This window comes from Pseudomonas sp. P97.38, from assembly GCF_001269745.1.
GTDB classification, from domain to species: Bacteria; Pseudomonadota; Gammaproteobacteria; order Pseudomonadales; family Pseudomonadaceae; genus Aquipseudomonas; species Aquipseudomonas chlororaphis_E.
Map to the genome: position 1 here is coordinate 35288 of NZ_LHVJ01000020.1, position 11635 is coordinate 46922.

The 11635-nt window shown below is 62.9% G+C and carries 9 protein-coding genes; 5 read left to right on the plus strand and 4 right to left on the minus strand.

Annotation, left to right across the window (positions count from 1 at the left end; genetic code table 11):
* Window positions 1-302 precede the first annotated feature (302 nt).
* From speA to AD664_RS16485, 4 genes are all read right to left on the minus strand, one after another.
* On the minus strand, window positions 303-2216 hold the full coding sequence (speA, locus tag AD664_RS16470) for an arginine decarboxylase (RefSeq protein ID WP_042729005.1): 1914 nt from the start codon (window positions 2214-2216) through the stop codon (window positions 303-305).
* Between the two features lie 353 nt (window positions 2217-2569).
* The gene (locus AD664_RS16475; protein ID WP_024781395.1) at window positions 2570-2941 is read right to left on the minus strand and encodes a translation initiation factor Sui1; all 372 of its coding nucleotides are present in this window, start codon (window positions 2939-2941) and stop codon (window positions 2570-2572) included.
* 168 nt (window positions 2942-3109) lie between these two features.
* Window positions 3110-3667 (minus strand): NUDIX hydrolase, encoded by a 558-nt coding sequence (locus tag AD664_RS16480; RefSeq protein WP_042729006.1) that lies wholly within the window; start codon window positions 3665-3667, stop codon window positions 3110-3112.
* Between the two features lie 3 nt (window positions 3668-3670).
* Entirely contained in the window at window positions 3671-4738 is a 1068-nt protein-coding gene (locus AD664_RS16485) for a DUF2333 family protein (protein WP_053147930.1), read from the minus strand.
* A gap of 286 nt (window positions 4739-5024) precedes the next feature.
* On the opposite strand from AD664_RS16485, the gene AD664_RS16490 reads away from it, so the two are divergent.
* The 5 genes from AD664_RS16490 to accC all read left to right on the plus strand — a co-directional run bounded on the left by AD664_RS16490 (window position 5025) and on the right by accC (window position 11595).
* Window positions 5025-6686 (plus strand): diguanylate cyclase, encoded by a 1662-nt coding sequence (locus AD664_RS16490; RefSeq protein ID WP_053147932.1) that lies wholly within the window; start codon window positions 5025-5027, stop codon window positions 6684-6686.
* Between the two features lie 51 nt (window positions 6687-6737).
* A complete protein-coding gene (locus tag AD664_RS16495) occupies window positions 6738-8684 on the plus strand; it encodes a methyl-accepting chemotaxis protein (RefSeq protein ID WP_053147934.1) in 1947 nt (648 codons plus the stop codon).
* A gap of 590 nt (window positions 8685-9274) precedes the next feature.
* Window positions 9275-9730 carry a type II 3-dehydroquinate dehydratase gene (gene aroQ / locus AD664_RS16500; RefSeq protein ID WP_042729010.1) on the plus strand — a complete coding sequence of 152 codons (456 nt, stop codon included), beginning with the start codon at window positions 9275-9277 and terminating at the stop codon, window positions 9728-9730.
* A 24-nt stretch (window positions 9731-9754) separates the two neighbouring features.
* The gene (accB, locus tag AD664_RS16505) at window positions 9755-10222 is read left to right on the plus strand and encodes an acetyl-CoA carboxylase biotin carboxyl carrier protein (RefSeq protein ID WP_053147936.1); all 468 of its coding nucleotides are present in this window, start codon (window positions 9755-9757) and stop codon (window positions 10220-10222) included.
* Window positions 10223-10239: 17 nt separating this feature from the next.
* Window positions 10240-11595 carry an acetyl-CoA carboxylase biotin carboxylase subunit gene (gene accC, locus AD664_RS16510; protein WP_042729012.1) on the plus strand — a complete coding sequence of 452 codons (1356 nt, stop codon included), beginning with the start codon at window positions 10240-10242 and terminating at the stop codon, window positions 11593-11595.
* The last annotated feature ends 40 nt before the right edge of the window (window positions 11596-11635 follow it).

Sequence of the window (11635 nt, forward strand, 5' to 3'; positions counted from 1 at the left end):
GTGCACCGATGCGCGGAAATAACACCGGCACAAACAAAAATGCCCTTCAGGACTGCCCGAAAACTCCCGCGATATGCGGTGCAGTTTTCTGACAGACCGAAGGGCATTGCTGATCGTTTGACGATGGAGCAGATGACAAACCGTGGCGAGGGAGCTTGCTCCCGCTGGGCTGCGTAGCGGCCCTTTCCCAGTGAGCGCTTCGCGCTCAAGCGGGAGCAAGCTCCCTCGCCACGATGGGTCAGGTTGGCTGAGGCCATCAAGCCCGCCTCAAGCCACCTATGCCCCACTGAAGCCTCACTTCATCAAGAAGACAGGTACGACGAACGCGTCAGGCCCAGGCGCAAGGCGTCCAGGAACTGGGTGCGCTCGGCAGCGCTGATCCGGGCGCTGGCGCACTTGTCGCGGTAGTGAGTCATCAACTCTTCCGGCGACAGGTGCACGTAGCGCAGCATGTCTTCGATGGTGTCGTGGGTCTCGATACCGGCGTGGTACACACTGCCGTCGGCGTTCTGGTAGATGTTCACCGAGTCGGTGTCACCGAACAGGTTGTGCATGTCGCCAAGGATTTCCTGGTAGGCGCCCACCAGGAAGATGCCCAGCAGGTAGTCTTCGCCCGTGTTGAGGGCATGCACCGGCAGGCTGGTCTCGATGCTCTGCTCGTCGACGTACTGCTTGATCTTGCCGTCGGAGTCGCAGGTCAGGTCTTGCAGCACAGCACGGCGCATCGGCTCTTCGTCAAGGCGATGCAACGGCAGGATCGGCAATACCTGGCCGATGGCCCAGGTGTCCGGCAGGCTCTGGAACACCGAGAAGTTGCAGATGTACTTGTCGGCCAGCTTGTCGTTGAGTTCGTCCAGCACCTGGCGGTGGGACCGCTGGCGAGCCTTCAGCGAATTGTGCAGGCGCCGGCAAACGGCGAAGTAGCACTGCTCGGCCAGGGCTTTCTCGGCCAGGGTCAACTTGCCGTCGGCGTATTGCGCGGCCACGTCGCTCATGTAGTGGGTGGCACGCCAGTAGGTCTCGGTGACCATCTCGATGTCGGTCGGCCCCAACAGGTCCACCAGCCATTGCACGGTTTCCGGCAGTTCCAACTTGTTGTCGATCACCGGCACGTCGTCGTTGTGCTTCTCGACGTCGGTCACCTGCACCACCAGCATGGCGTGGTGGGCGGTCAGCGACCGGCCGCTTTCGGAGAAGATGTGCGGATGCGGCAGGCCCTGGGCGTCGCAGAACTCCTTGAGCATGCCGACCACGACACCGGCGTAGTCGTCCATGTCGTAGTTGATCGAACTGGCATTGCGCGAGTGCGTGCCGTCATAGTCCACGCCCAGACCACCGCCCACGTCGATGTGGTCCACCGGCAGGCCGAGGTTGCGCAGCTCGCCGTAGTAGCGGATGGCTTCCTTGAAGCCGTGCTGGTAGTCCGCCAGGTTGGCGATTTGCGAACCCATGTGGAAGTGCAACAGGCGGATGCCCTGGTCCAGGCCCGCGGCGCGGAAGCGCTCGACCACCGACAACAGTTGCGCGGCCGACAGGCCGAACTTGGATTTCTCGCCGCCGGTATCGGCCCACTTGCTCGATGCCAGGGACGACAGGCGCACCCGCAGGCCGACCTGTGGCTTGACCTTGAGCGAGGTCGCCTCTTCGATCACCAGGCCGACTTCGGACTCTTTCTCGATGACGATGAAAACGTTGTGGCCCAGTTTCTGGCCCATCAGCGCCAGGCGAATGAACTCACGGTCCTTGTAGCCGTTGCAGACGATGGTCCCGCCCTTCGGCGCCAGCGCCAGCACCGCCAGCAGCTCCGGCTTGGAACCGGCTTCCAGGCCGATGGAAACGTTCTGGGTGGCGATGATGTTCTCGATCACCGCTTCCTGCTGGTTGACCTTGATCGGGTAGAGCGCGGTGTATTGGCTCTGGTATTCCAGGCGCGCGATGTTGCTGTCGAACGCACCGGTGAGCTGGCGCACGCGGTCTTGCAGGATGTCGGGGAAGCGCACCAGCAAGGGCAGCGACAGGCCGCTCTGGCGCAGTTGCTCGACTTGCTCGAACAGGTCGATGGGCGAGCTGCCGGGACCGTTCGGACGGACTTCGACGCGACCGGCGTCATTGATCGCGAAATACCCGGCCCCCCAATGGCGAATCCCGTAAACACTGCGGCTGTCCGCAACTGTCCATTGGCTGCCATCGTCTTTGCGTGTGCGTCGTACGGACATCGAAGTCCCCTATAAAGAAGTCAAAATGCACCATCCGGTCGGAGGCTGGGGCAGTCTAGAGAGTGAAAATGACGAATTGTCTGTCAGCAGGGTAGACCCTGCTGGCAGCGCTGAGTTTAGGCTCTGTCTGAAAAGCCTTGATACTCGTTCATGCTGCGTTGAAAACCGGCTCGGAATGCTCATTTACTCCAGTAAACTCCGCTTCCTCGCCGGTTTTCGCCTTGCCTGACCTTCGTCTCAAGACTTTTCAAACAGAGCCTGGAAACCCGTTCAGAACAGGCTCTGTGAAAACCATGCGGGCGACCGCGAACCGTACGTTCGGATCAAGCCGAGGGTGGTTTTCACAGAGGCTGCTAGCCGCCGGATTTCTTGGCCTTGAAACCGTGCTTGACCAATTCGGCCAGCAACAGCTCGACGTGATCGCCCTGGATCTCGATGACGCCGTCCTTCAACGCGCCACCGGTGCCACAGCGTTTCTTCAACGTCGTCGCCAGTTCCTTGAGCGCGTCTTCGGCCAGCGGCACGCCTGTGATCGTGGTCACCGTCTTGCCGCCGCGGCCCTTGCTTTCGCGGCGCACGCGGGCAATGCCATCACCGGCAGGGATGACGGTCTGTTTGCAGATGCAGGCATCCACCGGTTGACGGCAATCAGGGCAATGACGACCGGCGTCGGTAGAAAATACCAGGCCGCCCAAGGCGGCGAAGGATGCGGCTTTTTTGGCCACCGGCAATCCTCTCGGGAGGACAAAGACTGGTCGAGGGAGCAATGCCTCGACCGCGAAGCCCCACTCAGGCAGGGGCAGCGCTACTGGACCGCAGACGTCGGTTCAGCTTGAAAAGTCGCGCAGTGTAACGGCAAAAAGCCGACTTGCTAAGGGCCAATCGGCGCCAATTTATAGCTTCTTTGCGACGCCATCGCCGTGGGCGCGCAAATAGCGCTCCAACGCCGCCAGCGAGTCCGGGCAGTAAGGCTTGCGGCGGATTTCATCCAGCACCTGGTCGATGGGCAGAAACCGCGCTTCGAGCACTTCTTCCGGTTGCAGCACCAGGGGGCCGTCCCACACCGCCGAGAACGCCGAGCACCACAGCCGGCTGCCGGTGTCCTCGAAATAGAAGTGGTCGTGGGCGGTCAGCGCGACGCCGCTCACGCCCAGTTCCTCGGCCAGCTCCCGGGCGGCCGATTCGGTGTAGGTCTCGTGGGCCTGCACCATGCCGCCCGCCGCCACGTCCCAGAATCCCGGATAGATCGCCTTGCTCAACGTGCGCCGGTGAACACACAGTTCGCCGGCCGAGTTGAACAACAGGATGTAGGTGCCGCGCCCGATCAGCCCGCGCTCACGCAGGTCCGAGCGCACCAGGCTGCCCAGCAGGTTGTCGTGTTCATCGACCCAGGCGATCAGCTCGGCATCCGAGGCCTCTCGGTGGGCGACCTCCCGGGCGCTTTCGCTCATCGATCAGCCCTGGTTCAGCAGTTGTCGCAGGTCGATGACCGCCGCGTTGGCCCGGGAAATGTAGTTGGCCATCACCAGCGAATGGTTCGCCAACACGCCGAAGCCGCTGCCATTGAGGATCATCGGACTCCAGACCGGTTCCTGGGACGCTTCCAGTTCACGAATGATCTGCCGGACGCTGACGGTGGCGTTCTTCTTCGCCAGCACGTCGGCGAAGTCCACCTCGATGGCCCGCAGCAAATGCGACAGCGCCCATGCCTGGCCGCGCGCCTCGTAGAACACGTTGTCGATTTGCAGCCATGGGGTCTCGACGACTTCTTCATCCACCTGCGGCACCTGGCCCGGCGCCGGGATTTCGGTTTTCAGCGACGTGTTGAGCTTGACCCGGCCCACGCTGGCCGACAGGCGCTGGGACAACGAACCCAGGCGGGTGCCGACATCCCCCAGCCAGTTGTTCAGGTTGTCGGCACGGGCGTAGAACAGCGCGCTCTTCTGGGCCGGATCGGACAGGCGTGCCTGGTAGCGGCTCAGGGAATTGATGCCTTCCTGGTACTCCGACTCACTGGAGGGCAGCACCCAACTGCGGTTATCGAAGTTGAAGCGCGGCTCGGCCTTGGCCAGGTCGGCGTCTTCGGCGGACTGGGACTGGGAACGGGCGAAGTCCTTGCGCAAGGCGCGGCTCAGGTCGCGGACCTGCACCAGCACGCCGTATTCCCAGCTCGGCATGTTGTCCATCCACAGGCCCGGCGGAAAACGGTCGTTGGAAATGTAGCCGCCCGGTTTGGTCAGCAAGGTGCCGGCCACGGTCTTGAGGGTCTCGACGGTGGTGTAGCCCACCACCATTTGCCGGCCGTCCCGCTCGGCTGCCGCCTGGGCGTTCTGCTGCACCGGGAACAGCGCCGGCTCCTGGCTCCAATACCAACCCAGGGCGATGGTCACCAGCAGGTACAGGCCGACCAGCGTCGCCAGTGCCCGACTGAAAAACAGCCCACCCAGGTAGCTGCGGGTGTCCGATTTCGGTTCGGCGGCACGTTCAGGCGCGCTGCCCGCGCGGTTTTTCCAGTCCAGCATGGCGATGTCCCTTCAATCACTTGAGTTCTCGGTTCGACCACAACCCTACGCCATCGTGCCTGATTTGAAACGCGATAATGTGGCGGCCAGTCAGGCCTGCCCTGGCAGGGTCGTCGAGCAGCCACTATAAATGAAGCGCCGCCGTCGGTCTGCGAAACTGGCCGGTCATTAACTGAATGTCGCGGTTGGACAGATTATTGACGTATGACACTGATGCAAGGGAAAAGAGGTGCTAGCATAGAGCCACCAGTCGACCTCAGCATGCAGCCTAACTAGTAGTCAGGATATGACCGAGCCAGAAGACCCCAGCCGCGAGCGCCTCAAGCATCACTTTGCCCAGCGGGTAATTCACCAGGCTCGTCAGATCCTGGAGATCTGGCAGCGCCTGCAGCGCAGCGAGTGGTCCAGCACCGATCTTTCCGAGCTCAGCGAAGCCAATCTGCGGCTGCTGCGTTTTGCCGAACGTTTCGAACAACCCGAACACACCCAGCTCGCCCAAGGCATCAGCCAGTCGTTGCAGGCAGTGGACGCCAACCGCGGACGCCTGAGCAGCCACCTGATCACCGAAATCAACCGCCTGATGCAGCGCCTGTCACGCACCGGCCTGCGCCATGGCGACCAGCTCGAACAGACCTTCCTGCCGCCGCTGCGCAAACCCATCTATGTACTGCTGCAAGACCACGACCGCGCCGAACGCCTGGCCAAGCAATTGGAATTCTTCGGGCTCAGTGCCCAGGCCCTGGACAGCGTCGCGGCATTTCGGGCGACGATGGTCGAGCGCCTGCCGGCGGCGATTGTCATGGACGTGGATTTCAGCGGCCCCGGCGCCGGCCTGAAACTGGCCGCCGAAGCCCAGGAAGGCCTGGACCAGCCGCTGCCGTTGCTGTTCTTCAGTTTGCTGGAGACCGACACGCCGACCCGCCTGGCGGCCGTGCGGGCCGGCGGGCAGGAGTTCCTCACCGGCACGCTCGAAGCGTCGAGTCTGCTGGAAAAAATCGAAGTGCTGACCTGCGCCGCCCAGTACGAGCCCTACAAAGTGCTGATCATCGATGACTCCCGCGCCCAGGCCCTGCACACCGAACGCCTGCTCAACAGCGCCGGCATCGTCACCCGCACGCTGATCGAACCGATCCAGGCCATGGCCGAGCTGGCGGACTTCCAGCCCGACCTGATCATCCTCGACATGTACATGCCCGCCTGCACCGGCACCGAGCTGGCCAAGGTGATCCGCCACAACGACCGCTACGTCAGCGTGCCGATCATCTACCTGTCCGCCGAAGACGACCTGGACAAGCAGCTCGATGCCATGAGCGAAGGCGGCGACGATTTCCTGACCAAGCCGATCAAGCCCCGCCACCTGATCACCACCGTGCGCAACCGCGCGGCGCGGGCGCGCAACCTCAAGGCGCGGATGGTGCGCGACAGCCTCACCGGGCTGTACAACCACACGCACATCCTGCAGTTGCTCGAAGATTGCAGCTTCCGCGCCCGCCGGGAAGGCAAGCCGCTGAGTTTCGCCATGCTCGACATCGACCACTTCAAGCGAGTCAATGACAGCCATGGCCACCCCATGGGCGACCGGGTGATCAAGAGCCTGGCGCTGTTTCTCAAGCAGCGTCTGCGCAAGACCGATTTCATCGGCCGCTACGGGGGCGAAGAGTTCGCCATCGTCATGCCCGACACCGACATCGAGGCCGCCTGCAAGGTGCTGGATGAAATCCGCCAGCGCTTTGCCGAAATCCACTACCCGGCCCAGCCCCATGACTTGTGGTGCACCTTCAGCGCCGGCGTGGTGGAGATGAGCGATGACTCCGACAGCCTGATGATGGCGAGCCAGGCGGACGAGGCGCTGTACCGGGCCAAACACGCCGGGCGCAACCGCGTGCAGGCGGCCAGGCAAAGTGCCACCTTTTCATCGGAATCCACCGATTCGGTCATAAACCTGTAACTCAAACGCAATAACTTCAGGCACTTACGATTCTGCCCTTGGTAGACCTTGATGCGCCTGAAGCTGCTGACCAATCTCAATACCCTTCTTTTAGTTGCCGTGTGCCTGGGCCTGGGGGCCACGTTGTGGTGGTCGCAGATCGCCCTGGAGCGCCCCTATCTGTTAATGGAGCGTTACCTGGGCCTGTCGCGGCAGTTTCAGGGCGAGGTGACACGCAACATCGAGGAGTACCTGAACAGCGGCGATGCCTTGCGCTTGAGCGCCGCGACCCAGGCCTTGGAAACCCTGCAAAGGGAACTCGATGCGTTCCCGCCGGAGCTGGCCCAGACCCTGCGCCCGAGCCTGTCCAACCTCGACAGTTTCAGCAGGACCGACCTGCTGGGGGCCGGCAAGCTGGCCGGCGACCCCCAGGCCCTGTTGCTCCAGGCCGAACGTGAATTGAGCGCCAACCTCGACCAGCTCGCCCAATACGCCCAAGGCGCGCCGGCCTACCTGCCACCGCTGTTCGCCGCGTCGCAGCACCTGGGCCGGCTGTCTCTCACCCGGGACAAGCTGGTCAGCAGCGGTCGCAGCGAAATGGCCGCTGACGTCGAACGGGAACTGCAGAGCATCCGCACCCAGGCCGCCCAAATCGATGGCTTGCCATTGCTCGGCGTGACGACCAGCAGCGAGACCGCCGGCGATGATTTCGCCGCGCTCATGGGCCTGGAGACCCAGGAAAAAACCGCTGCCGAAGATGCCGGCATCGCCCTCAAACGCGAACTCAACAGCCTGCTTGGCCGCTACCCGGCGGAGCTGTCGCGCACGCGGGAACTGATCCAGAAACGCACCGAGTTGAGCAACGCCACGCACCTCAAGACCGCTGACGTGCAGCAGGCCATCGATGCCATGGAGCCTGCGGTGCGGGCCCAGCACGGGCGGATCCAGGGCGAGGTGCGCTTGATCCAGGGCGTGATGATCGGCCTGATCCTGCTGATCGCGTTGCTCATCGACACCTTGCAGCGACGCCTCGCCCGGACCCTGACCCACCTGGCACCCGCCTTGTCGACCTGGGCGGAGGGCGATTTCAGCCGTGACATCCGGGTGGGCGCCAGCAACCGCGAACTGCAGGACATCGAAGCGTCGCTCAATCGCCTGCGCGCCTACCTGGTGGACCTGGTGGGCACCATTCGCGTGAACGCCGAACAAGTGGCCGGCAGCAGCCGGACCCTGGCGGAACTGAGCAGCGAGCTGCACAGCGGCGCCGAGGACCAGGCCGACGACACGGCGCTGATCCGCGACTCGCTCAGTGAATTGGAGGCGACGATCCAGCAAGTCGCCGGCGACGCCAGCCAGGCCGCCGACGCCAGCCGCAGCGCCGGGCATGCGGTGGAGCAAGGGCAGAAAGTCATCGGCCTGAGCCTTACCGGTTTGCATGCGCTGGTGGGGGAAGTGCAGGACAACGCGCAAATGATCGAGCAACTGGCCGAGGAGTCGGCCACCATCGGCGGCGTGCTGACGGTGATTCGCTCCATCGCCGACCAGACCAACCTGCTGGCCCTCAACGCCGCCATCGAAGCGGCCCGCGCCGGGGAAATGGGTCGCGGCTTCGCAGTGGTGGCCGAAGAGGTTCGCTCCCTGGCGCAACGCACGGCCGGCGCCACCGCCGAGATCCAGACGCTGATCGCCCGCCTGCAACAGGCCGCGCGCCAGTCGGTGGACGGCATGCGCGCCCAGGTCGAACACGCCGAAGCCACCGCCAGCCAGGCCCAAGCGGCCGACGGCGCACTGGACGAAATCGTCGGCGCCATCCAGACCATCGCCGACACCGCTGTGCGCATCGCTGACGTCACCGCCCAGCAGAGCGGCGCCGTCAGCGAAATCCGCGACCACAGCGAACGCATCCACCAACTGGGCGGCGACAACCTGCTGCGCATCGGCCAGGGCCGGGAACAGGGTGACAACCTGCTGGTACTGGGCGGACGCCTGCACACGGCGGTGCAAGCATTCCGGGTCTAAACCCTATCCCACAATCATTCGGGTTGGCCCCAGAATTAACGTCCGCCACCAACCCTCTGTGGGAGCGGGCTTGCCCGCGAAAGCGCTGAGTCAGCTTGCAAAGATGTTGAATGTACCGCCCCCTTCGCGGGCAAGCCCGCTCCCACAGGTATTCATGGTTGGCCGCAGGATTAACGTCCGCCACAAACCCATTGTGGGAGCGGGCTTGCCCGCGAAAGCGCTGGATCAGCTTGCAAAGATGTTGAATGTACCGCCCCCTTCGCGGGCAAGCCCGCTCCCACAGGTATTCATGGTTGGCCGCAGGATTAACGTCCGCCACAAACCCATTGTGGGAGCGGGCTTGCCCGCGAAAGCGCTGGATCAGCTTGCAAAGATGTCGGATGTACCGTCCCCTTCGCGGGCAAGCCCGCTCCCACAAGGGGCAGTGCGGGCTTTCCGGCTGCGGGTGACCGGATCCTGGGGCATGGTCATAAATTTCGCGCAAACATCGGTCATCGTGCTGGCTATTGCAGAGAACTGGACAGTCATTAAGGCTTTGCGGCATAGTCGCCGGGTTCTGACACCTGCGCACGGATAACAAGGAACAGCAGATGGCAACCCTTTTGGTCCTGCACGGACCCAACCTGAACCTGCTCGGCACCCGCGAACCGGGCGTCTACGGCGCCGTGACACTGGCACAGATCAACCAGGACCTGGAGCAGCGGGCCCGCGCCGCCGGCCATCATCTGCTCTACCTGCAAAGCAATGCCGAATATGAATTGATCGATCGCATCCATGCCGCGCGTGGCGAAGGCGTGGACTTCATTCTGATCAATCCAGCAGCTTTTACACACACAAGTGTCGCATTACGTGACGCGCTGCTGGCGGTGAGCATCCCATTCATCGAAGTGCATTTGTCCAACGTGCATAAACGCGAACCTTTCCGCCATCACTCTTACTTCTCCGATGTAGCGGTGGGAGTGATCTGCGGCCTTGGCGCCAGCGGTTACCGATTGGCCCTGGAGGCTGCCCTGGAGCAGCTTGAACAACAAGCTACACGCCCCTGACCGACCCTTGGGAGTTGATGATTCATGGATATCCGTAAAGTTAAGAAACTGATCGAATTGCTGGAAGAGTCCGGCATCGACGAGCTGGAGATCAAGGAAGGCGAAGAGTCCGTACGCATCAGCCGCCACAGCAAGACGCCAGCCCAGCAGTTCTACGCCCCGGCACCGATGCAAGCACCCGCCGCCCCTGCGCCAGCCGCACCGGCAGCTGCCACCGCCGCCGCTGCTCCGGCCGCTGCCGCCGCTCCGGCACTCAACGGCACCGTTGCTCGCTCGCCCATGGTAGGCACGTTCTACCGCAAGTCTTCGCCAACCTCGCCGTCCTTCGTTGAAGTGGGCCAGACCGTGAAGAAAGGCGACACCCTGTGCATCGTCGAAGCCATGAAGATGATGAACCACATCGAAGCTGAAACCAGCGGTGTGATCGAGTCCATCCTCGTCGAAGACGGCCAGCCGGTTGAGTACGACCAACCGCTGTTCACCATCGTTTGAACCGCGGAGAGCCTTTGATGACTGCGAAGTTGGAAAAAGTCCTGATCGCAAACCGCGGTGAGATCGCCCTGCGGATTCTGCGAGCCTGCAAGGAGATGGGCATCAAGACCGTCGCCGTTTACTCCAAGGCCGACAAAGAACTGATGCACCTGGGCCTGGCAGACGAGTCCGTCTGCATCGGTCCGGCGTCGGCTGCGCACTCCTACCTGCACATCCCGGCGATCATCGCCGCTGCCGAAGTGACCGGCGCCACCGCCATTCACCCAGGCTACGGCTTCCTGGCAGAAAACGCCGACTTCGCCGAACAGGTCGAGAACTCCGGTTTTGCCTTCATCGGCCCGAAAGCCGACACCATCCGCCTGATGGGCGACAAGGTATCGGCCAAGCACGCCATGATCGCTGCCGGCGTACCGACCGTTCCGGGTTCCGACGGCCCGCTGCCTGAAGACGAAGAAACCGCTCTGCGCATCGGTCGTGAAGTGGGCTACCCGGTGATCATCAAGGCCGCTGGCGGCGGCGGTGGTCGCGGCATGCGCGTAGTACACAAGGAAGAAGACCTGATTTCCTCGGCGAAACTGACCCGCTCCGAAGCCGGCGCGGCGTTCGGCAACCCGATGGTCTACCTGGAAAAATTCCTCACCAACCCACGCCACGTCGAAGTCCAGGTGTTGTCCGACGGCCAGGGCCAGGCCATCCACCTGGGCGACCGCGATTGCTCGCTGCAACGTCGTCACCAGAAGGTACTCGAAGAAGCGCCAGCACCGGGCATCGACGAGCAGGCGCGCCAGGAAGTCCTGGCCCGTTGCGTCAAGGCCTGCATCGACATCGGCTACCGCGGCGCCGGCACCTTCGAGTTCCTCTACGAGAACGGTCGTTTCTACTTCATCGAAATGAACACCCGTGTTCAGGTGGAGCACCCGGTTTCGGAGATGGTCACCGGTATCGACATCGTCAAGGAAATGCTCAGCATTGCCGCCGGCAACAAGCTGTCGTTCACCCAGGATGACGTGGTCATCCGCGGTCACGCACTGGAATGCCGGATCAACGCCGAAGACCCGAAAACCTTCATGCCAAGCCCAGGCACGGTCAAGCATTTCCACGCCCCGGGCGGCAATGGCGTTCGCGTCGACTCGCACCTGTACAGCGGTTATGCCGTTCCGCCGAACTACGATTCGTTGATCGGTAAGCTGATCACCTACGGTGCGACCCGCGACGAAGCCATGGCGCGCATGCGCAATGCCCTGGACGAAATCGTGGTGGACGGGATCAAGACCAACATCCCGCTGCACCGTGATCTGGTCCGTGACGAAGGCTTCTGCGAAGGCGGCGTCAACATCCATTACCTGGAACACAAGCTGGCCCACCAGGCTTGATGCTTCGAGTGATGTAAAAGACCCCGGCCCATTGGCCGGG